Origin of the sequence: Microbacterium sp. 4-7, from assembly GCF_014332665.1 — a bacterium.
GTDB lineage: Bacteria > Actinomycetota > Actinomycetes > Actinomycetales > Microbacteriaceae > Microbacterium.
In genome coordinates this window covers 1-23,806 of record NZ_MCRH01000006.1, presented here as the reverse complement: position 1 = coordinate 23,806, position 23,806 = coordinate 1, and the positions used below count along the sequence as shown (strand labels likewise).

At 68.0% G+C, this 23,806-nt stretch carries 17 protein-coding genes; 8 read left to right on the top strand and 9 right to left on the bottom strand.

The features are described from left to right. The 5 genes from BEP68_RS12515 to BEP68_RS12495 form a co-directional block, all read right to left on the bottom strand. Entirely contained in the window at positions 1 to 1,011 is a 1,011-nt protein-coding gene (locus BEP68_RS12515) for an alpha/beta fold hydrolase (protein WP_187250169.1), read from the bottom strand. Between the two features lie 72 nt (positions 1,012 to 1,083). After that, a complete protein-coding gene (locus BEP68_RS12510) occupies positions 1,084 to 2,958 on the bottom strand; it encodes an alkyl/aryl-sulfatase (RefSeq protein WP_187250168.1) in 1,875 nt (624 codons plus the stop codon). An 86-nt stretch (positions 2,959 to 3,044) separates the two neighbouring features. Beyond that, entirely contained in the window at positions 3,045 to 12,047 is a 9,003-nt protein-coding gene (locus BEP68_RS12505) for a DUF5979 domain-containing protein (protein ID WP_187250167.1), read from the bottom strand. A 136-nt stretch (positions 12,048 to 12,183) separates the two neighbouring features. Next, positions 12,184 to 12,657, bottom strand: a complete 474-nt coding sequence (locus tag BEP68_RS12500; protein WP_187250166.1) for a BLUF domain-containing protein — start codon at positions 12,655 to 12,657, stop codon at positions 12,184 to 12,186. Then, a complete protein-coding gene (locus BEP68_RS12495) occupies positions 12,650 to 12,910 on the bottom strand; it encodes a hypothetical protein (RefSeq protein WP_053097671.1) in 261 nt (86 codons plus the stop codon). Before BEP68_RS12495 ends, BEP68_RS12500 begins: the two co-directional genes overlap by 8 nt. Positions 12,911 to 13,009: 99 nt before the next feature. Between BEP68_RS12495 and BEP68_RS12490 the strand changes: the two genes are divergently transcribed. Both BEP68_RS12490 and BEP68_RS12485 read left to right on the top strand, forming a co-directional pair. Continuing rightward, positions 13,010 to 13,327, top strand: coding sequence for an NIPSNAP family protein (locus tag BEP68_RS12490; RefSeq protein ID WP_187250165.1), 318 nt, complete (start codon positions 13,010 to 13,012; stop codon positions 13,325 to 13,327). Between the two features lie 67 nt (positions 13,328 to 13,394). Beyond that, complete coding sequence (locus BEP68_RS12485; RefSeq protein ID WP_187250164.1) at positions 13,395 to 13,748, top strand: hypothetical protein; 354 nt, start codon at positions 13,395 to 13,397, stop codon at positions 13,746 to 13,748. Positions 13,749 to 13,765: 17 nt separating this feature from the next. On the opposite strand, the gene BEP68_RS12480 is transcribed toward BEP68_RS12485, so the two are convergent. The 3 genes from BEP68_RS12480 to BEP68_RS12470 form a co-directional block, all read right to left on the bottom strand. Next, positions 13,766 to 14,278: a GNAT family N-acetyltransferase gene (locus BEP68_RS12480; RefSeq protein ID WP_187250163.1), complete on the bottom strand. Its 513-nt coding sequence runs from the start codon at positions 14,276 to 14,278 to the stop codon at positions 13,766 to 13,768. A gap of 48 nt (positions 14,279 to 14,326) precedes the next feature. Beyond that, complete coding sequence (locus BEP68_RS12475; protein WP_072591810.1) at positions 14,327 to 15,169, bottom strand: CPBP family intramembrane glutamic endopeptidase; 843 nt, start codon at positions 15,167 to 15,169, stop codon at positions 14,327 to 14,329. A 130-nt stretch (positions 15,170 to 15,299) separates the two neighbouring features. Continuing rightward, positions 15,300 to 15,950 carry a hypothetical protein gene (locus BEP68_RS12470; RefSeq protein ID WP_053097678.1) on the bottom strand — a complete coding sequence of 217 codons (651 nt, stop codon included), beginning with the start codon at positions 15,948 to 15,950 and terminating at the stop codon, positions 15,300 to 15,302. Positions 15,951 to 16,091: 141 nt separating this feature from the next. On the opposite strand from BEP68_RS12470, the gene BEP68_RS12465 reads away from it, so the two are divergent. From BEP68_RS12465 to BEP68_RS12455, 3 genes are all read left to right on the top strand, one after another. Beyond that, positions 16,092 to 17,459, top strand: a complete 1,368-nt coding sequence (locus BEP68_RS12465) for a D-alanyl-D-alanine carboxypeptidase family protein (protein ID WP_187250162.1) — start codon at positions 16,092 to 16,094, stop codon at positions 17,457 to 17,459. 163 nt (positions 17,460 to 17,622) lie between these two features. Continuing rightward, complete coding sequence (locus tag BEP68_RS12460; protein WP_187250161.1) at positions 17,623 to 19,251, top strand: MFS transporter; 1,629 nt, start codon at positions 17,623 to 17,625, stop codon at positions 19,249 to 19,251. 107 nt (positions 19,252 to 19,358) lie between these two features. Further along, a complete protein-coding gene (locus tag BEP68_RS12455; protein WP_187250160.1) occupies positions 19,359 to 20,015 on the top strand; it encodes a hypothetical protein in 657 nt (218 codons plus the stop codon). A 95-nt stretch (positions 20,016 to 20,110) separates the two neighbouring features. Here BEP68_RS12455 and BEP68_RS12450 read toward each other — a convergent pair whose 3' ends face one another. Next, entirely contained in the window at positions 20,111 to 20,638 is a 528-nt protein-coding gene (locus BEP68_RS12450; protein WP_187250159.1) for a GNAT family N-acetyltransferase, read from the bottom strand. Positions 20,639 to 21,286: 648 nt separating this feature from the next. Between BEP68_RS12450 and BEP68_RS12445 the strand changes: the two genes are divergently transcribed. The 3 genes from BEP68_RS12445 to BEP68_RS12435 form a co-directional block, all read left to right on the top strand. Next, positions 21,287 to 22,528, top strand: coding sequence for a Fic family protein (locus BEP68_RS12445; RefSeq protein ID WP_187250158.1), 1,242 nt, complete (start codon positions 21,287 to 21,289; stop codon positions 22,526 to 22,528). Between the two features lie 176 nt (positions 22,529 to 22,704). Next, positions 22,705 to 23,280, top strand: coding sequence for a helix-turn-helix domain-containing protein (locus BEP68_RS12440; protein ID WP_222839403.1), 576 nt, complete (start codon positions 22,705 to 22,707; stop codon positions 23,278 to 23,280). Then, on the top strand, positions 23,280 to 23,806 hold a 527-nt coding region (locus tag BEP68_RS12435), incomplete at its 3' end, for a DUF6036 family nucleotidyltransferase (protein WP_187250156.1). The genes BEP68_RS12440 and BEP68_RS12435, both read left to right, overlap by 1 nt.

Below are 23,806 nucleotides of genomic sequence, written 5' to 3'. Positions count from 1 at the left end.
TCAGGCGGTGTCCGCGTGCGGCAGTGCCAGCTCCACGAGGCTCACGACGAACTTCCCCGGCTCCTCGAGCATGCAGAGGTGGGCGGAGTTCTCGAACCAGACGACGTGCGTCGACGGAGTGGACACGCGTTCGATCCACCGTTCGACGGGTGGCGTGGGAGTCGTCCAGTCATGGCGTCCGAGGAACTGGAGCATCGGCACGTCGAACGCGGTCCTGTCGCTCGCGTCGAACGACAGCAGAGCGGGCAGCACCTGCGGCATGGTCACCTGCTGCCCGACGCTGATGAGTTCCACCTCGTCCTCCGTGTAGTACGGCGAGAGTGCTTCGGAGTCCGTGAAGTACGCGGACTCCGACCGATAGGCAGACAGCCCGCCGTAGTGCTGCGCCCACCTCCTGCACGTCACGATGCGCTCCAGCGTGAGCGGCTGCGCTCCGGGATACTCGCCGAGCGACTCGAGTTCGGCGACGGCGTCGTCGTTCTGATCGGCGATCGCACTGCGCATCGCGAACGCGAAGCTCTCGGCCTCGTTCTCGGGGCCGGAGATCACCTGCCCGACCCCGATGTAGGCCCAGAGCAGATCGGGTCGCCGCTCAGCCACCGTGATGCCGATGATCGTCCCCCAGCTATGGCCGAGGACCCCCACCCTGCGCACGCCCAGTTCGCGCTGGAGCCACGTGATCAGCTCCACGAGATCGGCGACGTACCGCTCGACGCTCAGGTCCATCCCGTCATGCGCGCCGACCGCAGACCTGCCGCTGGCGCGCTGGTCGTAGTTGACGACGGTGAAGTAGTCCTCGACAGCGCGCTGCCAGATCCACGATGACGGCAGAGCGGGAAGCGCCGGTCCGCCGTGGCAGACGACGAGGACCGGGTTGCGGGCATCCCGACCTCGGATCGAGACGAACTGCGCGACACCTCCCAGCTCGACGTACGCGGTGCGATCGATCGCGTCGGGGTTGGGGATGCGGCACAGATCCGCGATGACGGCTCGGCCTGTGTCGTCGGTCATGGCAGCCAGAGCAGCCGCGGGACACGGCGATCCGACGTCGCCCGACCTCGAGATGCGAACGGCACCACGACCTCAGGGAGTGACGATGTCGAATGCCGGATCGCCGGCCGTGAGCACCGAGGTGAGCGTGGCGAACGCCGAGGCATCGCCGGTGATCTTCACGCCAGGGCTGTCCGTGTCCCCGGCGACGAGGGCGAGCAGCCGAGGCTTGGTCAGAGACAGTGACGCCTGAGCCGTGTCGGAGTCCGCGGCCTTCTCGATGTAGACGAGCACCCCGTTGCGGAGCGTGACACGGAAGTTGCGCGCCTCGTCGGTGAGGGTGAAGTCGAGCGCGACGTCGAAGTCCCACGCACGCGGTCCGTCGACCGAGATGGCGACGGAGTCGAACAGCTGCTCGGCGGTGAGCTGGGCGACGATCTCCGGGGCGTTCGTGGTCGTCGGAGTACCGAAGTTGCCGGTGCGCAGCTCCGTCGCCCCCGACATGTAGAAGTTCCGCCAGGTGCCGTTCTCGGCTCCGTAGGCGAGCTGCTCGAGGGTGGCCGCGTAGAGCTCTCTGACGGACGGGTTCTGCGGTTCGGTGAAGATCGCGTGATCGAGCAGCGTCGCCGCCCACCGGAAGTCGCCCTGGTCATACGCCGCCTGCGCCGCGTCGACGATACGGTCGATCCCGCCGGCCAGAGCCACGTACCGCTCGCCCAGCGCCTTCGGCGGGTGGGGCCACAGGCGCGCGGGATTGCCGTCGAACCACCCCATGTAGCGCTGGTAGATCGCTTTCACGTTATGGCTGACGCTGCCGTAGTAGCCCCGGGCATGCCACGAGTTCTCCAGAATCGGCGGCAGCTGGATCTCTTCCGCGATCTCCGCGCCGGTCATGCCCTGGTTCGTCATCCGCAGAGTCTGGTCGTGGAGGTACGAATAGAGGTCGCGCTGGAGACCGAGGAATTCGAGGATCTCAGCATTGCCCCAGGTCGGCCAGTGGTGCGAGGTGAAGACCACGTCGGCCTGATCTCCGTAGCGTTCGATCGCCTCGGTCAGGTAGCGCGACCAGACGTGCGGATCGCGGACGAGCGCCCCGCGAAGGGTCAGCAGGTTGTGCAGGGTGTGCGTCGCGTTCTCCGCCATGCACAGGGCCCGATACTTCGGGAACAGGAAGTGCATCTCGGCCGGTGCCTCGGTGCCGGGCGCCATCTGGAATTCGATGACCAGGCCGTCGACCGTGTGGGACTCACCGGTCTCAGAGACCTCGGTCGTGGGCGGGATGATTCCAGCGTGGCCGGTGGAAGTGGTCTGCCCCAGGCCCGCGCCGAGCGCCCCCTTCGCGCTGCGCTCGAGAGCGGCGCCGTACATGTATCCGGCCCGCCGCCCCATCGCGGTGCCCGCGTAGACGTTCTCCGCCACCGCTTCGGCCACCGTGCCCTCGGGGGCGATGATCTGCACCCGACCCGACTCGACGTCCTCCTTCGACACGATGCCGAAGATCCCGCCGAAATGGTCGATGTGACTGTGCGTGAAGATGACGGCGACCACAGCGCGGTCGCCGCGATGCTCGCGGTACAGCGACAGCGCCGCTTCGGCCGTCTCCTTCGAGATGAGCGGGTCGACGACGATCACGCCGGTGTCCGACTCGATGAAGCTCACGTTCGACAGGTCGAATCCCCGCACCTGATAGACGCCCTCGACGACCTCGAACAGCCCGTGCTTGGAGACGAGAGTCGACTGACGCCACAGGCTCGGATTCACCGTGTCGGGGGCATCGCCGGTGATGAAGTCGTAGCTGTCGGCATCCCACACCACATTGCCCTCGTCGTCGTGCACCACGGCGGGGCTGATGGTGCCGAGGAAACCGCGGTCCGCCGCATCGAAGTCACGGGTGTCGTCGAACGGCAGCGCCGCCTTCAGCGCCTCCTGCTGCTTCGTGATCGCCGCCGTCGCATCGTTCTGCACCATCGTCTCCTCCTGGGATAGCGACCGCGTCACCGCGGTGGTCGTGCGACTCAGCCTCGCGTCTGCGGACCGGCGGTGCAATCGGCGCTTCACCCATCAGAGGTGAGCCCCGGCGCGCTCCCAGCACGCTGCCATCCGAGCCGTCGCCTTCTCGCCCGGACGAGGAGCAGAACCCCGCCCCCGAGCACGGCGATGCCCACGCCGATCGCGAGCCATGCGTCCCGCGCGTCGAGTCCGGTGGAGGGAAGAGGTGCGATGAACGTGTTCGTGAAGACGAGGCCGATGTTCTGATCGGAGACCGTGACCGTGGTCGATGTTCCGGGAACCTCTTCACCGTCGACCGTGATCCTCGTCTCGGTCGCCCCGCCCGTGTCCGTCTCGGTGACCACGCACTCGCTGCCCGAGGGCACCCCCTCGATCTGCGCCGTCGCTCGGTCCGGTCCGCCGATCTCGTACGACGAGTCGAGGACGACGAGGCCGGGGTCCGGGTGGGACGAATCGATGAGCACGCATGTCACCTGCACCGGGAAGAGCCGGGAGACGGTGTCCGCACCCGATCCGTCGACGATCTTCGTGATGCGGAGATCACCGGTGGTGAACACGTTGGTGATCGCCACAGACGTCTGATCCGCGGAGTCCACATCCGGGAGCGGTGCGAGCTCCGCTGCGGTTCCCGCGACGGTGTCGCCTGCCTGTCCGCCCTCGGTCACGACCAGGGTGGTGTAGTCGGCATCCGCCGGATCGGTCTCCGTGACCTCGCATTCGGCGCCCTGCGGAAGCTCGGTCCACGTGATCGTCTCTCCATCGGCGATCGTCCGGGTCATGGGCTCCAGCGCCTGCACCTGCTGCTCGTCCCAGACGCATTCGAGGGTCACCTCGAAGGGTCCGTATGCGACGGGTTCGCCGTCCGCGGCCACGGCTCCGCCACCATCGACCGTCTTCGACACAGAGACCTGTGCGAGGTCGAAGGTGTTCTGCACGTCCAGTCCCGGCTGTGGCTGGTCGTCGACGCTCAGGATCGACGGGTCCGTCTGCACCGTGAACGCGTAGCTCTCGCCATCACCGGCGACGACCTCTCCTGCGGAGTTCAGGATCGCCGTCGAGCTGGCACCGCCGTCATCGACCTCGGTGAGGCGGCAGGCGGACCCGGTCGGAAGCTCCTCCCACAGTGCCGTCGGCGAGTCGGCGCTGACGACCCGCACTGCCCCGTCGGGGATGCCGACGACCTCTCCGTCACGAACGCACGTGAGCCGCAGCTCGTACGCGGCGTTGCCGAACTTCTCGACGCCGTCGCCCGCGAACGTCTTCGTCACCTCGAGCGAGCCGGTGAGATACCAGTTCGTCGCGGTCACGGTGACGAGGCCGCCGGTCACCGGCACCACGCCGATGCCGACAGAGGTGTCCGCACCGTCGTTGGGCTCGATCACCACGGCATCCGCCCCGTTGAGGTCGTCCTCGGTGACGGTGCACTCGGATCCCGGAACGACATCCGTGAGCGGCGTCGACCATCCGTTCGCCGCATTCAGCTCGACAGAGGTCGACAGCACCGTCTCGCCGGCGAGCACGCAGACGACGGTGAAGGTGAAGGTCTCGTCGGATCCGAACTGCTCGGCACCCGCACCCTCGAGATCCTTCACCAGCAGCAGCGCCGTTGCGTCGTACAGGTTCGTGTAGGTGACGGTGTTGACGGTGGTGTCGGTGCCCGGCTGCAGCTCGGGGATCACCACCGTGCGGCTCTCCTGGTCGATCTGCGGTGCCAGCTCGCCGTCTGCTCCGACGACCTCGGCCGCGGTGATCGTGTCGTCGGCCCCCCGGTCGTCCGTCTCGGTGACGGTGCACTCCGAGCGTGCGGGGATGGGCGAGATCACCTCGGTCTGGCCCGCATCGAGCGTGAACGTGTCGTCCACCACGACCTCTCCGCGGAAGGTGCACACGACGTCGAACTCGAAACCGGTGGGCACGAACGGGCTGTCGGATTCGACGATCTTGCCGACCTCGAGCGCCGCCCACTCGTAGGAGTTCTCGACGGTGAGCGCGAACACCTGATCCGCTGCCGTCACGGTGACGGCCTCGGGAGTGACGACGGCGGCCGTCTGGCCGGCGTCGTCTTCGGCGACCGTGCAGACCGAGCCGACCGGAACGTCGGGGATGACGACCGGGGCTGCGCCCGGAACGAGCGTGACGACCCCGTCATCGACCAGCGGCACCTCGGCGCCGAACCAGTCGCACGACACCGTCGCGGTGTATTCCGCAGGCACGGGGAACCCGTCGGGAGCATCCACGGTCTTCTCGACCGACACCGAGCCGTTGTCGAACTCGTTCGTGACGGACACCTCCACGGGCGTCACGTCGTCGCCGATGATGACCGGCTGGGCCGGACTGATCGTCGTGCCGGTCGCGTGCCCCGCCTCGGGCTCCGAGACCGTGCATGCGGCTCCGGTCGGCAGGCCCTGATAGAACGCGCTGCCCGCGCCGACGATGATGCGGGTGGGTCCACCGGGAATCTCGATGTCGGTGATGACGCCGTTGACGTCCCGTGTGCAGGCGAGGCTGATCAGGTACTCGTCCTGGATCGCCGGATCCAGCTCCGCGGCCGGCGCGCCGACGAGCTCCTTCTGCACCTGGAGGGCGCCGACCGTGAACGTGTTGGTCACATCTGCCTCGACGGGAGTCGCCGGGTCGTCCCCGACCACGACGGTGACGGGACCCGTGCTCGAATTGGCGCCGCCGTCAGCCGTCTCCGTCACCGTGCACTCGGCACCGGTGGGAAGATCCTCGACCAGCCAGGTGGGGTCGTCTCGACTGAGAGTGGCGGAGTCCGAGTACACCGGATCCGGGGTCGCACCCTCGAGCGTGCACACCATCTCGACGGTGAAGGTCGCACCGCCCCACTCGTCTCCCCCGGCGCCCGCGATCGACTTCGTGACCTCGACGGCACCGGTGGTGAACGCGTTCTCGACGCCGACGACGGTCAGCGCCGCCGACGACCCGTCCGCATACGGGAGGATCGTGAAGGAGGTCTCGTCGGTGACGACCTCATCGCCCACCACTCCGTCCTCCGTGACGACGATGGTGGTCTGCGCCGCGCCGCCCGCGTCGGTCTCGGAGACCGAGCACTCGGATCCGGCAGGGAGGTCGGAGAAGGTCCGGATGTCGCCGTCCTGCAGCGTGAACTGCCGGTCGGCCTCGGGGATCGCCTCCTGCCCGAGATAGCTGCAGGTCGCCTCGAAGGAATACGTGCGCGTGTAGGCGACGGGCTCACCGTTCTCGTCGGAGGCACCGCCGTTGTCGACGCTCTTCGCGACGGAGAACCAACCGGCGGCGAAGTCGTTGATGACGGTGATCGCCGCCTGCTCGGGGTCACCGCTGTAGGGGTCCCAGATCGACGGCTCTTCACTCCAGTCCCGATCGGCGGTCACTCCGGTCTCGGGATCCACGGTCACCGTCACCCCCGGGAGCACCGGGTCTTCGGCCACGGTGCAGGTCGAGAAGAGGGGCAGGTTCACGGGTCCGGTCTCGCTGTTGTACTGGAGCACGGTGCCGTCGGCGTCGACCGACGGACGGCTCGCGTCGCTGCCGTCTGCACGCAGCAGGGTGACGGCCTCGCCGCCGGAGGTGCAGGTCACGAGAAGCGGGTAGCTCGCCGGCAGCTCGATGTCGGTGGAGAACTCCGGCGCCTGCACGTCCTTGGCGAGGAGCAGCTGGCCGGTGGCCGCCGCGACGCCCACCTTCTGCGGTTCGACCACGAGAGAGGGCCGCTCGGGCTGCGAGACGGTGGCGTTGGAGCGGGATGCGGTGGCGAAGGAGTTGTAGGCGACGGGAAGACCCGACGGCACGGCCGACGCCGCCGGCAGCACGAACGGCGTCTGCGTCTCGTAGGTGAGTCGCAGCGTCTCGCCCGGACGAAGTCCTGGTGCCGGCGAGAGGGCGTCGGGGTTGTCGTACTCGAGCACGAGGAGCACGCTCCGCGCGGCGGCCAGCGTCTCGGGTGGCGTGGCATCGCTCGCCAGCTCCCATTGGAAGTCGCAGGCGGGGTCGACGGCGGCATCCTCGGTGAACACCTTGATCGCGTTGTCGTTGCAGGACTGGCTGAGCTGAGCCGGAGAGAGATAGATGCCGTACGTGGCATACGCGCTGTCCTGGAGGGAGGCGAAGTTCGCGGCGAGGGTGCCCGACAGCGTCACCGGGAACTGAGACCCGCGGTCCGCCGCGACGATCACGCCCTGGTCGCCGACCGTGGGCAGCGTGTCGACCGCCGCCACCACTCTGGCACTCGTGTTGCCGTTGTTGGTGAAGTCGATGCGCCACGACTCCTCGCCTCCCGGGCGGGTGACAGGGGCGCACGGGAACGAGTGGTAGCCGTCGTCCACGACGCCCGGCAGCGTCGGGTCGCACGCCGCCGCGTCGCCGCTGACGTTGAGCACGCCCAGATCGTCGTCGGCTGTGGCGGGGTCGCCCGCGCCCGTTCCCTTGACGTACTTCTTCGCCGAGATCGCCGCACTGGCGAGCGGCGTGACCTCCGTGTCGGCCGCGCAGGTCGCGACACCGGACTCGGGACTCTTCGGCGCGAGATCGGTACCGTCGATCACCGTCGTGCCCTGGCAGGTCTCGAAGAGGCGGTCGGAGCTGACGGTCACCGTGTTGCCGACGGTCGTGTCCGGGGTGAGGTCGTCGCGGAACCGCAGCGGCGCGGTCACCGTCAGCGTCCAGCCGGCCTCGAACACGAAGTCGTCGGGCGCAGTGATGGTGAGCAGACCGGTGGCCTCATCCAGCTCGGCGCTGAAGCCCGGGTCCTCGGTGGGGGCACCGGAGCCGCTGAGCGCGAAGGCATACGCCGGCGGAGTGGGTTCGACGAGCAGCGAGCCCTCGGCATCCGTCTCGATCTGGTCGACCACCTCGAAGCCGGTCATGTCCCACTGCCCGGTGTTGGCGACGGTGATGACATAGGGGATCGTGCCGGAGGCGCTCACGAGCGCCGACGATCCGCGGGTCTTCGTGACCTCGACCGCGTTCGGTCGATGCAGCACCACGGTCGAATCGGATGCCTCGCCCTCCTGCTCGAAGACCTGATCGGGACCGAACTGCGCCGTGCTGTACGACTGCACGTCGTCGCTGATCACGCCCAGCTCCGTCTCGCCGGGGTTCGGCTGCAGATCGGGTCGGGTGGTCGAGACGAGGACATCGGGGTCGCTGCGCAGGAAATCCCGACGCTCGGTGGTCACTGCGAACGTGAGCTGCGGGTTGAAGGGACGCTCCCACTGCAGGATCTCGCCGTCCGCGTCCACCTGACGCGCGCTGAAGCGCACGCCCACGATCGTGTCCGCGTCGACACCCGCCGGTGGGTCGAGCTGAACGGTCGACGGCGTGGGCGATGCGATCCACTCGCCGGCCTCCCAGCACGGCGAGGCGTCCGTCACCGGTGCGCCGTTGAAGGTGGCGACGAGATCGCCGGCGACCTCGTCGTACTCGACGTCGCGCCCGGCGTCGTCATCGACGAGCACATCCATCGCCACTTCGTTCACCGGGGCGGGGACCGCGATCTGCGCGCCCACGAAGTCCATCGTGTTCCAGAACGTCGGCGTGCTGTCGGTGAGCTCGAAGGACGTGGTGCGCGCGGTCCCGTTCGGTCGTCCGCCGAGCTCGGTGACGTACGTGGTCGATTCGTCCTCATAGACGGATTCGGGACTGATCGTCTTGGTCGTCTCGATCGCATAGCTCGCCGCGACGATCGCGAACTCGTCAGCGGCATCCGCGATGCCCGTGCCGCACTGGTTGTCGGCGCATCCCTCCAGCACCGGGCTCTCGAGCTGCACATGGGCGTCGTTGACGATCGATTCGCCCGCGGGGGTCACGGTGACGGGTTGTGCCGGGTCCGACCTCAGCACGTCTCGCAGCTGCCAGGTGAGCAGGACTCGTCCCGACGCGCCGGTCGGGATCGCCGGGGTCCCGTCGTCCGAGCGGAACGCGACGGAGAGTCCCGTCACGTCGGCGAGGTCGGTGGAGTCGAGCTCGAGGGCCTCGGCATACGAGTACTCCGTCGAACCCGCACCGCGGGCGAGAGTGACCACGGTCTCTTCTTCGGAGATGCCCGCGGGCAGCTCGATCGCGTCGATGTCATGAAGATCGAGGGTGTCGAACGCGGTGTCCGCGAGCGCCTCCCCTGCGGTCGGGTCGTCGATGACCATGCCGGACACCCGGGCGGCAGAGATGTTCGTGGCCACGAGGGTCGCGCTGATGAGCGGATAGTCGGACGGGTCCGCAGGCGGATCCACGGCCGGCAGCCCCAGCTGATCCTGATCGAAGGTCTTGGTGAGCGTGGCGTTGATGGGCTGATCGACGATCAGGATCGTGTCGTCCGCGCCGTCGAGGCTGTCGACTCCTGTCGCTGCGTTGACGCCGCGGGCGCTGGCGGTGTTGTCGACGAGTCCCGGCTCACCCGTGTTGTACGTGTAGTCGTGGAAGTTGCCCAGCACCGCCTGCGAGGGGACGCTCCGCAGCGTGTCGCGCACCTGGAACTGCAGATCCAGGGGACGGCGTTCGTACGACGACCCGACGCCCTCGCCGTCCGTCCCCTCCGAGATCACGATCCGGACCGCGAGAGCGTCGGCGCTCTGCGCCTCGGTGAGCGTGTAGCCACCGAACTCCCCGTCGCATCCTGCCGCGCATGCCTGCGCGGTGATGTCGGTCCATCCCGCCCCGTCCAGGTACAGCGCGACCTCGGAGACGACGTCTCCCGCGATCAGGGGGTCGGTCGTCGTCGTGATCGGATCGATGGCGACGAGGTTCCACGCGTCGTAGACCGATCCCGCCGTATCGGCCGGGTCCGCCGTCTCGGAGATGTCGGTGAGGGTCATGCTGCTGATGTTCAGCCCCTCCGTCGACCAGAGGAGCCGGGCGGTGCGGCGTTCGCCCGACAGCGCGGGAACGTCGTCCTGCAGCCACTGCTTGTCGAGGAAGTCCGGTCCGACCCCGCCGTCGATGGGCAGCACGTCGACGTCATCCGATGCGTCCGCGGTCTTCTCCCCCCCGGCATCGGGGTTGTCGACGAGCGACTGCGCTGTGTTGGCGAAGGTCGCCTCCTCGTCCTGCGCGTCGGTCAGGTCGACGCCGATGTGCGTGGCGACCGTGAACCCGGGCGGGAGCAGAACAGGACAGCCGTCCGCATCCAGCGGCAGGTATTCGAGCTGGATGCCGCCGATGTCGTCCTGGAGATCCGCGGGGATCTCGTACGACCACAGCGACTCCGGGCCCGGCACCTCCGTCGCGTCCGGGAAGTCGGTCCACGGCCCGTCCGGTTCCTGCCAGTAGCGGACGGTGAGAGTCGTGCATGCCGGGATGTCCGTGTTCGTGATCTCCGTGGCCGTGAAGGCATCCCAGAACGCCGTGTCGGCCTGCGGGTCCGCCGGGTCGGAGATGACGAGGCGCTCGGATCCCGTCGTGGATTCCGGCGTGACGTTGCCCGTCAGCGTGACATCCGCGTCGGTTCCCGGCACTCCCCAGATCGTGTCCGGAGCGATGGACTTGGTCACGGAGGTGTCGAGCGTGAGGGGGTCGATCGTGAACGGGGCCGACGCGTCATCGATGCCGATCTGGCCGGCGCTGTTCTCGGCGGCGGTGTCTACCGCGTTGGTGCTCGCCACCGCGTCGTCGGTCGGCAGCGCCGTGATGTCGATGGGGATCGCCGCGTAGGAACCGGCGACGATCGCATCCCCCTCGGCCGAGTAGACGATGGTGAATCCCTCGACCGTGCAGCCGTCGGTGGGCTCGGGCAGCGTATCGGGAGTGGTCGTCGATTCCGTGCTGGCTGCGCAGTCGCTGTACTGATAGGTGATCTCGGCAGCGGTCGCGGCGACGGGCCATTCCACATCGCCGAATCCGTCGAACCGCAGCCCCTGCTCGGTGAAGGTCGCGGCGCCCGCAGTCGGCTCGGTGACGGTGAGCGTCTGGACGTTCTGGGATCCGACGGTGGCGACGATGCCGGCGGTGGCGCTCTGGCCACTGACGAGCGTGTTGTCGCTGAACGACTTCTCGATCGTGACGTCGGGGAGGCGCTGGGCGATCACGACGGACGCCGAGTCCGTCGTGGGGTCGCTGGATTCTCCGGCGCGGGCGACCGTCGACGACGCATCGTTGACGACCGTCACGTCGGTGTCATCCGGAATCGATGTGACGGCGTCGTTCGTGACCGTGTGGACGACGACCTCTCCCGTGGCCCCGGGCGCGAAGGTTCCGGTGAAGGTCACACGGACACCGCCGGACTCGCTGATCGGATCCGGGGCTGTCGTCGTCCAGGTGCCGTCGACGAAGTACTCCGTCGTCGTCGACTCCGTTCCGTCCGGAGGCGTGATGTCGTAGCCGGTCACATCGAGGTAGCCGCCGAACTCTCCCGGGGGCGTCACCGGGTCCTGGATGACGATCGTGTCGACGTTCTGGTTCGAGGCGTTCCCGGGAGTGACCGTCCAGTCGACCACCTCACCGGGTACCGCCGGAAGGGTGCTCGTCGGCGCGACCGTCTTGTCGATGCTCGACTCGAGCGTCGTGTCCACGGCGAGCACGACGTCCGCGGTCGCCGGCGTGGCCGGCGCGTTGTCGGCGACCGCCGTGGCCGTGTTCGTCACCGTCGCACCGTCCCACGTGCCATCGGCCGCAGGGTCGACGATCGCGTTGACGGTCACCGTCATGCTGTATCCCGCGGGCCAGATGACCGGGTCTGCGGTGAGATCCAGCCCAGGGGTGATGGCGAAGCTGTTCTCCGCCGTGTCCACGTCGAGGTCGTAGTCGCCGGCGGGCTGTCCGGCTGGCGGGTTGATCTGCACCGTGACCGGATTCGCGATCGCCGGGTTGAACAGGAGCGGATCCGGGAGCTCGTCGCTGATGACGGTGTTGAGGCAGCCGGGGTCGTTCACCGACGAGCAGTTGACGGTGATCTGATAGGTCACCGTGTCGCCGGGTCCGAAGGGGCCCGCCTCGACTGCGGACTTCTGGATCGAGAACGCCGCCACCGCGAAGGCCGGCGCCGCTCCGAAGACCAAGGATGCCGCGGCGAGCGCGAGCACGGTGAGTCCTGCGAGAAACCGTCGTCGCCGTTCCATGTCGATGACCCCCCTGAGCCTGCGTGGATCAGGCCAGCGTAGGAAGGTCCCGAAGAGACCGACAGGACGCCCTCACCCGGCCGGGGTGACACCGGGTGGTGGCGCGGCGAGCGTGCCCATCCGCCTCAGATGACGGCTAGCGCGACCGGGCTTCGCTCTCGACGGGCTGCCGGCTGGCCGACTCACGCACTCGGAACCACAGCGTCAGCTCCATGATCGCGCGACCGATCATGTCGTGATCGCCCATGCGGAGATCGTCGAACGAGTCGCGATATCCCGAGGCCGTTCCAGGCTCGGGAGCGACGAGGGACTGATATCCCATCGTCCAGTCCCGGAAGCGCCGTTCGTGCAGCGGTTCTTCGATCAGCACGCGGACATCCGTGTGGCGCGGGTCGCGGCCGATCCTCTCCATCAACGCCTCGACGTCAGCCCTGGGCCCTTCGAGGATCTGCACGAACTCTCCGCCGCGGTAGAGCAGCATGCCGGTGATGTCACGGTCGCTGTTGCGGGCGCGACTCACTTCCAGCAGTTCACCGAGCTCGTGTTCGCCGAACGGCTGCGTGGCGCTGCTGCAGTAGACGAGCGAGACGAGCGGATTCTGTTCAGTCATTCCGCACCCCGTCCCCGCCGTGGTGAGCCGACCGATGCGCGCCGACCTCGACGGTGGCCGTCACCGCCGCCATCGCTCGATGGTGGTCCGCGAAGTCGCCGATGGAGCGCGAGGCCGCGTCGAATGCGCGCCAGACGCCGTCGGACAGACGGTCGACGTAGCCGAGGAAGGAGCCGTCCTGGCTGCCCACGTAGAAGCCGTCTGCCACGCTCGCCCAGAGCGGGCGAACAGGCGTCGGCGATTGATCACCCATGCCCTCAGCGTACCTTCGAGATTCCGGGCGGGCTCCGGATCATCCTCCAGGCGGAGTGACGATCGGAACGCGCGGTCCGGCTCTGGCAGGATCAAGGACATGATCACGGTTCACCTGCGCTACGAGATCGACCCCGACAAGCTCGACGACTTCACCGAGTACGGCAGGGCATGGATCCGTCTGGTGGCGAAGCACGGCGGGACCCACCACGGCTACTTCATGCCGAGCGAAGGCGACAGCGATGAGGCGTTCGCGCTGTTCACGTTCCCCTCGTTGGCCGAATACGAGGTCTACCGCACGGCATCGAAGACCGACCCCGAGTGCATCGAGGCCTTCGAGTTCGCACGCAAAACCCAATGCATCCGCCGCTACGAGCGCCGCTTCCTCAGCCCCGTCTTCTCGGCCGACGCCGACTGAGGGGGATGCTCCCGCCCGGTGCGTCAAGGGGGTTCGACGGTGCCGCTCTCCGTCCTAGCGTCTGCGCATGGCTATCGAACTGAATCACCCCGCCCTCGAACACGCCCGCTCGCTGGTCCGCGACGGCAAGGTCGTCCGCGACGAGCGCGACGACTGGTCGGAGGCCGCGCCCAGCGCTGACGACGAGAACCGCTTCATCGAGCAGCACGGATGGACCGAGTTCTCCCACTGGCACCTGGGCATCGACAAGAGCGAGAACCCCGAGACGAAGAAGGCGTACTCCTTCCCCTTCGGGGATCTCCGCTCGGTACGCCGCTCGGGAGTCATCTCCGGTGAGAGCCGTGCCGGGCAGTACGACCACACCGAGATCCGCGACGAGCTGCGCAAACTCCTCGAGCTGATCGACGCCGACCGCGACTAGCTCGGACTCCGGATACCTCAGTCCGAAGGCGACCGTTTGCCGGGATGTTCGGCCCCGGCCGTGGCCACGGGCCGCGACATCATGATCTCGATCCGTCCGTCCGGGAGCGTCTCGCTCGTCCCATCGGGCGCGAATCCCAGGCGCGTATACGCCGCGATCCCCCGGGGGTTGCTCTCCATCACACCGAGATGGATCGTGTCCGCTCCGCGGGAGGAGACATAGTCCGCGCAGGCGACCATCAGCGCGTCGACGGCTCCCTGACCCCGGTGAACCGGTGCGACCCAGACCCCGTTGACCACCCAGCGGCCACTCATGTCGTAGACGCCGCCGATGCCGACGTCCTCGCCATCGATGCTCGCGATGAATGCTCCGGGATGAGTCGAACGGCTCCGCCAGACATCGTCGCCGAACGCGGACTCCCGCTGCAGCGTCGACCCGAACATCTCCGGGGACTCTGCGAGCGCGGCCAGCCGAAGGTCTCGGTAGCGTTCCCACGTCGCAGAGGGCGCCGGAGTGATCGTCACATGCATGCCAGAAGCCTGCCAGAGCGCGGGACGCGACGTGAGATCCGTCGCTGCCTAGACCCCCGTGCCGTCGCTGAGCGCGTTGCGCTTGTCGCGTCGGCTCTCCCGAATGACGCTGATGACGCTGATCGCCAGCAGGATCAGAAGCAGGCTCTCCACGTACCCGAGCGCTCCGGTCCCCGAGTCGTCCGCAGGCGAATGCTGCACGGGGACCGATGCGGACGGAAGCCCGACGTCGGACCCGACGTAGAGGACCCAGTCGGTGAGAGCGTGAATGAGCATGGCGACCCAGATGCGTCCGGTGACGCGACGGATCCAGTAGTAGGTGGCGCCGGCTGACATCAGGGCGATCACATTGAAGGCGATGATGAAGAGCGGCAGACCGCTGAACAGGTAACCCGGAATATGGGCGAGCGCGAACACGAAGCACGTGAGGAGGAACACGGCGAACTCGCCGAAGCGCGCGCGGACCGCTGTGAGCAAGACGCCCCGGATCACCAGCTCCTCACCGAAGCCGACCATCAGCGTTCCCAGCGCCACGACGGCCAGGAAGCCGAGCGAGCGCTCAGCCCAGGGCACGTCGAACAGCTCGACCACCGGCACGGCGAACGCGAGCACGGGAATCGAGATCAGCCACCACCGGCGAGGGGTGAGGGTCGGGGTCGGTCGCTCCCTCCACACCTCGGCACCCCAGCCTGCCCACCGCAGGAACAGCAGAACGCCGCCGATGCCCACGGCGAGGGGGATGAAGTGACCGAGGGAGAAGTCCGCCAACGAGCCGTCGTCGCCGACCAGCCCGCTGAGGAGGTTGCCGAGCCCCCACGCGCAGAGAACGTAGAAGACCACGACCCCGAGTGCGAGCCAGATGCTGCGGGGACGTCCGATTGCGGTCTTCATCCTGAGGCTCCCCTGATCCGGCGGGCGGCGCCCCGTCGACGCCGCATGAGAGCGAGCTTCCGGTCTCCTTGGCAATCCTAGGGTTCCGGAACCTCCGCTCGTCGTTCGCCGACTGACGCAGAGAGGTCGCTCACCCCTTCGGAGCGAACGAGCCCAGAGCCGACCGATACTGCGCGCTGTCGCTGCGCACCTCATCGGTGACCAACAGCGCGTGAGGGCCGATCTGTCGCACGTGCAACTCGCGGCACGGGATGGTCACGACCTTCAGTAGGCCGCGACGCCAGGCATCCGCGAGCGCCTCGACGTCTCGATGCTCGGGACTCTCGGCGAGCGTCGTCGGTCGTGTCTCGACGTGAGAATCGAAGCCGCGCCGCTCCCAGTCCCGATATGCCTCATCGTCGAAGACATCGCCGCCGAAGTCGTCTCGCCATGCTGGCCCGACGAGCTCGCGCAGAAGGCGCTCCCGCTCCGTCGAGCTCAGGTCTGAGCTGAACACCGCATCGAGCAGACCTCGGTCGGGTTCGACGGCGGCGTGCGCGAGCACGTCCTCCCAGATCCGCGACCAGGCTGCCGACCAGCGGTCGCGGGTGACGGCATCCACCGGGTTCGCCGCAGCCGCGGGCATCTCGATCAGCCTCGGCGGCAGCGTCTCGCCGACGGGACGCAGATCGTGCGCCTCTCGAATCCAGAGCAACTCGAGCAGGAGCTGTGGCCTGTCCTCCACGGTGATGGACATGTCGTGCGGCCAGGGGTTGCCCGGCATCGGAGTCGTCGATCGCATCCCGTCAGTCCATCGGATCGCCGTGCGGCTTTCAACCGGTTGCTGTCCCCCGAACGGCGGATACCGGAGGATGCCGGCATACGAGAGGATGGCCTTTTCTGCGGAATGCGAGCGACGGGTGGACGCGATGAGGGGCTCTCGATGACGGCACCCGGGCAGCCGGTGGATGGGCTGTCCGATTTCGCGGAGCTCATGGCGCATGAGCAGGAGTTCAGCGGTGATCGGGTCGACCCCGCGGTGCGCAGAAGACGCCGGCGACGAGGACTCATCATCACCGCCGTCTGCGTGGTCCTGCTGCTGGCCGTGACCGGAGGGTACGTCGGGTGGGCGCTCACGGCTCCGGTGGATCCGCCGGCCGTGACCGCACGCGCACCGCAGGTCCCGGTCGGCGACGCGGCTGCCGTCGCCACGCATACGGCTGCGGCATCGGCGATCAGCGTGTCCGGCGCCGACGCGTACCTGGGCGAGGGGGCGAGCGGCACGTGGTCGGCGACGGGGACGGGCGAGCCGCTCCCGATCGCGAGCATCACCAAGCTCATCACCGCCCTCGTCATCCTCGACGCGTCACCGCTCGCCTCCGCAGACGACCCCGGACCGACCATCACGTTCGGCAAGGCCGATCACGACCTCTACGACCAGTACTACGTGCAGGGTGCGACCATCGCTCCGATGCCCACCGGCACCTCGATGTCGTTGCACGATGCCCTGGCCGTCATGCTCATCCCCTCCGCGAGCAACTACGCCGACGCGCTGTCCTCCCGGATCTTCGGGTCGCAGAGCGCTTTCCTCAGTGCGACGCGCGCCTGGCTCGCAACCCAGGGCCTCACCGGAACGACGGTCACCGAGCCCACTGGCATCAGTCCGAGCAACACGAGCACGCCCGCCGATCTGCTGGCCATCGCGAAGCTCGCCGCCGCGCATCCGGCGATCGCTCGGATCGTCGCGACCCCCTCGGTCTCGATCCCCGGCGCCGGTCAGCTGATCAACACGAACGCCCTCCTCGGCACCGCCGGGATCACGGGACTGAAGACCGGCAACCTCGGCGAGGGCACGCACAGCCTGCTGTACACGGCGACGCTCGACGTGGGCGCGCCCGATCCGCTCGCGATCACCGGCGTCGTCCTCGGCGGATCATCGCGCGAGTCGGTGAATGCCACCGTGATCGCCGAGCTCGAGAGCATCCGCTCCGGCTTCCATCAGGTGCCCGTCGCGAGCGAGGGCCAGGAGATCGGAACGATCTCGACACCCTGGGGGTCCACCGCCACCCTGGTCATCGGCGAGGACGCATCGATCTTCACCTGGTCGGACACGCCGATCGAGCTGACGATGGACATCGACACCCCTCCCACCTACCGCGACGGCACGGCCGTGGGGACCGTCACCTGGACTGCCGGACCGAACACCGTCACTGCCCCGGTGACCATCGCAGGGACCATCGATCCGCCCACCGAGTGGTGGCGGCTCACCCACCCGTCCGAGCTCGGCTCCGCGACGGATGCCGAGGGCTGAGGCCGCTCGACCGCGCATCGGAACGCTGCGTGCCGACCTTCGGACGAAAGTCGAAAGATCGACCGATCGACCTCCGCCTGCGTTCTCCGGCTATACGATCTGCATCGAGGCGCCAGGCTCGATGTGCTCTGCGGAAGGACAGCCGGATATGTCAGCGGACCCGATGACCTCTCGACCTGTGGCACCGAGATCCGCCGCCGTCTCCGCCTGGGCGCCGCTGGCCATCCCGGCATTCCGGGTGCTGTGGTTCGCGCAACTGGGCAGCAACATCGGCACCTGGATGCAGACCGTCGGCGCACAGTGGTACCTCGTCGACGCCGCGGCCAGCGCGACCATCATCGCCCTCGTGCAGACGGCGAGTCTGGCCCCGGCCGTGCTGTTCTCCCTCCCCGCGGGCGTGCTCGCCGATTCCCTCGACCGCCGCAGACTGCTGATCTGGGGGTCGGTGGCGAGCGCCGTGATCGCCGCGGCGCTGACCGTCATCGCCGCCCTGAACGAGCTCACTCCGTGGACGATCCTCGGCTTCACGTTCCTGCTCGGTATCACCTCCACGCTGACGTCCCCGGCCTGGCAGGCGATCCAACCGGAACTCGTGCCCCGCCCGCTCATCGGCGCGTCCTCCGCGCTCGGCGGCGTCACGGTGAACGGTGCCCGCGCCGTCGGCCCCGCGCTCGCTGGCGTGCTGCTGTCGCTGTTCGGCGCGCCCGTCGTCTTCGGCATCAACGCGCTCAGCTTCATCGGAGCAGTCGTCGCCCTTCTGTGGTGGCGACGGCCGCCGCAGAGCGGACTCGACGACAGGGAACCGTTCACGGCCGCGCTGCGCGCAGGAGTCCGGTACGTCTCATCCGCCCACCTCGTGCGCCGCATCCTTCTGAGGTCCGCTCTCTTCGCCCTGCCCGCCAGCGCACTGTGGGCGCTGCTTCCCGTGACCGCCAAACGGCTCGACCTCACAGCGAGCGGATACGGCCTCCTTCTCGGCGCCCTCGGTGCCGGCGCCGTGCTCGGCATCTTCGTTCTGCCCATCGCCCGGAAGAGGTTCTCGGACAACGCGGTGATCGCGGTGAGCGCTCTGCTGTTCGCAGCCGGCACGCTCGCCGCGGCATGGCTGCCGTTCGTCCCCCTGCTGCTGCTGCTCGTTCTCGCCGGAGTCGCCTGGATCGGCACGCTCACCGTGCTGAACGCCGCACTGCAACTGACCCTCCCGCAGTGGGTGCGATCGCGAGGAGCATCGATCTACATCCTCGTCTTCATGGGAACGATGGCCGTCGGGTCGTTCGGCTGGGGCGCCCTGGCCGGAGCAGTCGGCACCGCGACATCGCTAACCGTGGCCGCGGCGCTGCTCGTCGTCATCGCAGCCAGTGTGATGTGGCTGCCGCTTCTGCCGGGCACCAGCACCGTCGACCGGACCGTCTCGATGTCATGGCCCACCCCGACCCTCGTCCTCGACCCCCAGCCGACAGACGGCCCCGTTCTCGTGCAGATCACCTACACCGTGCGACCCGACAGCATCGACGCGTTCCGAGAATCCATGCGACTGGTGGAGAGTTCGCGGCGGCGAACCGGCGGGTACCGATGGACTCTCCTCCGCAGCGGCGAAGAGCAGGACCTGCTGCTCGAGTCCTTCATGGTCCCCTCCTGGGGAGAGTACCGACGACAGCAGACCCAGAGACTGACCGGTCGCGACCGTGAGATCCAGGCGACCGCGCGGGCGCACACCGACGGCGAGCCCACAGAGGTGCACTACTTTCCCGAGCCCACGCCGCCCCGCAGGAGACCCGGACCTCAGCGCTGAACGGCCTCAGGGGGACAGAAGAAGGCATCCGCCTTCGGATGCCGGGGCATCTGGGAATCCCGTGAGAATCGACGGGCTGGTCACGACCGCGCCGATAGCGTCGAAGCATGGATATCGACACCAGACGACCCCAGGTTCGCCGTGCACGCATCCTCTCGCCCCTGTTCGGGATGGCGGTCACGGCTGCGCTGCTGGCCGGATGCGCAGCCCCCGCGTCCCCCACCCCGACGGTCACGCAGACGGTGACGGCATCCGCTGATCCTGCGCCGAGTCCGTCGCCCAGCGCATCCTCCACGCCGGCCGCGGGCGTCAGCCCATCGGGCATCGGAGACGTGGAACTCGGCGCGCCCTACGACGAAGCCGTGGCGGCGGCGGGTGCCGCTCCGGTTGACGCCTGCCCGTGGCTCGCGTCCACGGAGGCCGACGGATACATGCTCACCGTTCAGCGCCCCGAGGTCTCGGAACAGGACCCCGCGGTGGTCGACCTCGTGCAGGTGTCCGCCTCACCCGTCGACCTCGAAGGCAAGCCGGCCGTCGGCCCGCTGACCGCTGAGGGGATCGGTCTCGGTTCCCGGCTCGACCAGGCGCTGGCCGTCTACCCCGACGCGGTCGAAGTCGAGAGCGTCGGCGATCGCCGCTATCTCGCGATCGAGTCGGAAGCCGGCACCGGTTCGGTCTTCCTGACTTACACCGCCGGAACCGACATCATCTGGGGAGTGACGGCGACGACCCTCGACGAGCCGCCGTACGAATCCTGCGCGTGAGCGGGGGCGTGAGGCGGGCGTGAGCGCGGGCGCGAGGCGGGAGCATCCGGAGTCGAGCGTCAGGCGAAGGGTGAGTCGGCCCTGTCTCGTACTCCTCACGCTCGGGTGCGAGAGTAGCGACTGACCCAGAGGCCGGGAATCGGCTCGGCATCCGACTGGTGCACGAAGCCGAGGGACTCGTACAACGCTCGAGCTGGCGCATTGTCGCGCCCGGTCGCGACGACCGTCTGGGGCGCGAGCGACACGACCTGCCCCACCAACGCGGCGCCCAGGCCTTTCCGGTGATGGGTGGGGTCGATCATGAGGCGGTCGAGGTCGACGACGTCGTTCTCGATCACGTATCCCACCGCGCCGGCGATCTGGTGATTCTCGTCGACGCAGACCAGCCACTCCAAGCCAGCCGAAAGCAGGTCGGACGCCGTCTCATGGAGCGGCGGAATGCGGTCGTCACCGATCAGCCGAGCCTCGACAGCGTACGCCTCGTGCTGAAGCTCAAGGAGGCGCGGCGCGTGACTGCGCACTTCATCTGCGGCCAATCTTCGCGTCAGCACAGTCCGCCGCCCCTTCACCCGATCGAGCCGGTAGACCCGGCCTTGGCCTTTGTGTCGCCACAGAGACCACATCAGTGTGGCGCGACGACGGAGAGTCGGGGGCCGGCCCCAGCTTTTCTTCGATCATGCGCCGCCTCTCGACCCGTGGCGCTGTTCGACGGTGCGATCTGGGTGCGGCGACAGCTCAGCGATCCGCTGGCTTCGTCGACACACGGCATCACCGCTGTGACCTCCCGGGCCTCTCGTCGCGGAGGACGGATGCGGGACGCCTCGCGCGAGGGAGGAACGCTGATGCGAGGCGCCCCGAGTGAGGCCGATGCCCGCCGGAGTCACTCCGGCCAGATGATCGCCCCCGGCGCCATCCGGCAGAGTCAGGATCCCCGCTCGAATCCATTCCCACAAGACTCAACTAGACATCGAGTGACGAGGTACTCCGCGTTACCGCGCATCGCAGGCTTGTACCGCTCGAGGTCATCGACAGGCACCATGATCGACCCACCAGACCAGGCGCGTCTCGCACGTCTCCAGGAGATCCGACAGGGCATGGAGGAGCTTCGGATCGAGGCTCTCGCCGAACGTCGAGGTAGAACCTTCACGACCGAAGAGACGCTCGCGTTCATCCGGCGACATGATCTCGACGCAGACAGCCCCTCGCGCCAGACGCGGGTTGATTCACACCCTGCCAACACCTAGGTACATAAGTGTTGGTATGATGATGTGATGTCCACGTCTTCGCCCAGCACACGCATCCCCATCGATGCCGTCTCGAGCGAGACCCTCGACTGGGCGCCGCGCGCACCGGAGATGTTCTCACGGGCCGAGGTTGTGCGTCAGACCGGGCCGTACGAGGCGACGGTCACAGCACCGATCGCCGAGTGGAGCCCGCAGGTTCCCAGCGAAGACGCCGCTGATGTCGAAGACGCCACGCGCCAGCTGGTCGCGTTCGACGAGCATGCGCGGCGCACGTTGGGCACCGACAATCCGGCCCTGGGCCCGATGACCGCGATCCTGCTGCGCACAGAGTCCGCGTCCAGCTCACAGATCGAGCAGCTGACGACGTCGGCGAAGCAGCTCGCTCTCGCCGAGATCGATGAAGGCGACAAGGCCAACGCGCTCACGGTGATCGGGAACGTCCGCGCCATGGAGGCAGCCCTCGCGCTCTCGGACGAGATCTCCGAGGATTCCATCCTGCAGATGCACCACGCTCTGCTGCGCCACCAATCAGGCCTCGAGCACGAAGCAGGTCTCTACCGCCAAGAACAGGTCTGGATCGGCCCCGGCAACGCCGGCCCCCGCCAGGCGGAGTTCATAGCTCCCCACCACGACCGGATTCCCGGTGCGATCGGTGACCTGGTCAGATTCGTGAAGCGCCAGGACATCTCCGTGCTTGTTCAGGTCGCTGTCGCGCACGCCCAGTTCGAGACCATCCACCCATTCGTCGACGGCAACGGCCGCACCGGCCGCGCGCTCGCGCAGTCGATCCTGCGCAACAAGGGTCTCGTCGGCTCCACCGCCGTACCGATCTCTGCAGGACTGCTCGTGAACACCGGGCGCTACTTCCAGGCGCTGACCGCTTTCCGAGCCGGCGACGCTGCCCCGATCATCCGCGAGTTCGCCATGGCGAGTCGCATCGCCGCGTCCACGGGGACGCAGCTGGTCGACGATCTCGTCGCGCAGCTGGACGAGTCCCGCGCTCTACTCCAGGGCGTCCGCTCCGACGCTGCGGTCTGGAAGGTCCTTCCCGCGCTCGTGGGCCAGCCGGCTGTGAACACGAAGTACCTCATGAGCGCGCTCGGACTCGGCGAGATGGCGGCGCTGCGCGCGCTGGACACACTCACCGATCGCGGGGTGCTCACCGAGACGACCGGCCAAGGACGCAACCGCGTCTGGCAGCACCGCGGGATCTTCGACGTCCTCGACGGATACGCCGAGCAGATCCGCCGGATGACCGCTCGAGGCTAGCCGCGCTCCTGTGCGCTCGGGCAGACGGCTTCTGTGGAGGGAAAGTCGGTCACTCACCGACGCCCGCATACTGTTGGTCGCCAGACCCCTCAGGATGCCGCGCCACTGCGTCGGTCCCGCTCGGCCTCGAAACCCGATAGAATATGGCTCTGAAACCATTTCTGAGAGGAGGCGACATGACGAACGCATCAGTTCTCTTGCGCGCCGCTCGAAAGAGCCGCGGCCTCACACAGAAGGATCTCGCCCAACGGACCAACGTCGACCAGGGCCGAGTCTCGCGATTCGAAAGCGGTCGCGAGGCCGAGTTCAGCACCGTCGAGCGCTTCCTCAGCGGCACCGGCCACCGACTGTATTCCGCACCCACGCGGCGGGACGACGCGGCGACCATCGCCGCAGCGATCCGTAGGTACCTGCGTGCGGGCGACAAGTACAGTGCTCTTCGCGAGCTCATCCAGTTGAGTGACAACCTCGACTCCGAACACGGCCTTGTACGCGGGGTCCTCGGCCTCGCCGAGCCGGAGCCGACTGGCGACCGCGCGTGGGATGCGGCCCTTGCAGCACTCGTGGATCTTCGCCTCGGCGAGGAGGGACTCCCCTCTCCCGCATGGGTTGACGCTCCGAACAGACAGCTCCGGGCGCCTCGAACCCTGGACGTCGATCCTGCGGACCCGATCCCAGCCCCCGAGGACGTCCCCGCCGAGTTCCTCGAGCGTGGCGTCCTTGTCTGGCGAGACACTCTGGCGAGCGTCTGATGGGCGACTCGCTCGATCGCGACGACATCATCTCCGGCCTCCGTGACCTCGTCGGTGAGCTCCACACGGCCGGTGAAGTCGCGGGCATACGCCTCGTCGGCGGTGCCGCGCTCGTCATCAGGTACTTCGACCGGCGCACCACTGGAGACCTCGATTCTCTTCACATTCACCCCGGAAGCGATGACGCCGTCCTCGCCGCAGCCGAGCGTGTGGCGGATCGACGAGGATGGAGCGCCGGCTGGTTCAACTTCGCGGTGGAGAACGCAGACTCGGTGCCCACGTTCGGGCGGCGACCCGTCGAGTGGGAGACGATCTACGACCGCGACAGCGTTGTCGTCCAAGTCGCCTCGAAAGAGGCGCTCCTCGCCATGAAGCTCCGCGCCAATCGCCCGGGGCGCGACGTGGACGACATCCGCCAACTGCTCGCCCTGTGCAGCCTCACCACGCTGGCGGACGTCGAGGAGCACTACGAGGACTTCTATCCCGGTGACGGCCTCACCGACCGCGCTATCGGCATGGTCGAGCG

What these genes read in the sequence shown, in the direction of transcription:
- BEP68_RS12480 (WP_187250163.1), bottom strand. Translation starts at nt 14,278, where the DNA reads ATGCATGTGACGATCACTCCGGCGCCCTCTGCGACGTGGGAACGCTAC.
- BEP68_RS12445 (WP_187250158.1), top strand. Translation starts at nt 21,287, where the DNA reads ATGTCCACGTCTTCGCCCAGCACACGCATCCCCATCGATGCCGTCTCG.
- BEP68_RS12475 (WP_072591810.1), bottom strand. Translation starts at nt 15,169, where the DNA reads ATGAAGACCGCAATCGGACGTCCCCGCAGCATCTGGCTCGCACTCGGG.
- BEP68_RS12455 (WP_187250160.1), top strand. Translation starts at nt 19,359, where the DNA reads ATGGATATCGACACCAGACGACCCCAGGTTCGCCGTGCACGCATCCTC.
- BEP68_RS12510 (WP_187250168.1), bottom strand. Translation starts at nt 2,958, where the DNA reads ATGGTGCAGAACGATGCGACGGCGGCGATCACGAAGCAGCAGGAGGCG.
- BEP68_RS12500 (WP_187250166.1), bottom strand. Translation starts at nt 12,657, where the DNA reads ATGACTGAACAGAATCCGCTCGTCTCGCTCGTCTACTGCAGCAGCGCC.
- BEP68_RS12470 (WP_053097678.1), bottom strand. Translation starts at nt 15,950, where the DNA reads ATGCGATCGACGACTCCGATGCCGGGCAACCCCTGGCCGCACGACATG.
- BEP68_RS12460 (WP_187250161.1), top strand. Translation starts at nt 17,623, where the DNA reads ATGACCTCTCGACCTGTGGCACCGAGATCCGCCGCCGTCTCCGCCTGG.
- BEP68_RS12495 (WP_053097671.1), bottom strand. Translation starts at nt 12,910, where the DNA reads ATGGGTGATCAATCGCCGACGCCTGTTCGCCCGCTCTGGGCGAGCGTG.
- BEP68_RS12490 (WP_187250165.1), top strand. Translation starts at nt 13,010, where the DNA reads ATGATCACGGTTCACCTGCGCTACGAGATCGACCCCGACAAGCTCGAC.
- BEP68_RS12505 (WP_187250167.1), bottom strand. Translation starts at nt 12,047, where the DNA reads ATGGAACGGCGACGACGGTTTCTCGCAGGACTCACCGTGCTCGCGCTC.
- BEP68_RS12515 (WP_187250169.1), bottom strand. Translation starts at nt 1,011, where the DNA reads ATGACCGACGACACAGGCCGAGCCGTCATCGCGGATCTGTGCCGCATC.
- BEP68_RS12485 (WP_187250164.1), top strand. Translation starts at nt 13,395, where the DNA reads ATGGCTATCGAACTGAATCACCCCGCCCTCGAACACGCCCGCTCGCTG.
- BEP68_RS12450 (WP_187250159.1), bottom strand. Translation starts at nt 20,638, where the DNA reads ATGTGGTCTCTGTGGCGACACAAAGGCCAAGGCCGGGTCTACCGGCTC.
- BEP68_RS12440 (WP_222839403.1), top strand. Translation starts at nt 22,705, where the DNA reads ATGACGAACGCATCAGTTCTCTTGCGCGCCGCTCGAAAGAGCCGCGGC.
- BEP68_RS12465 (WP_187250162.1), top strand. Translation starts at nt 16,092, where the DNA reads ATGACGGCACCCGGGCAGCCGGTGGATGGGCTGTCCGATTTCGCGGAG.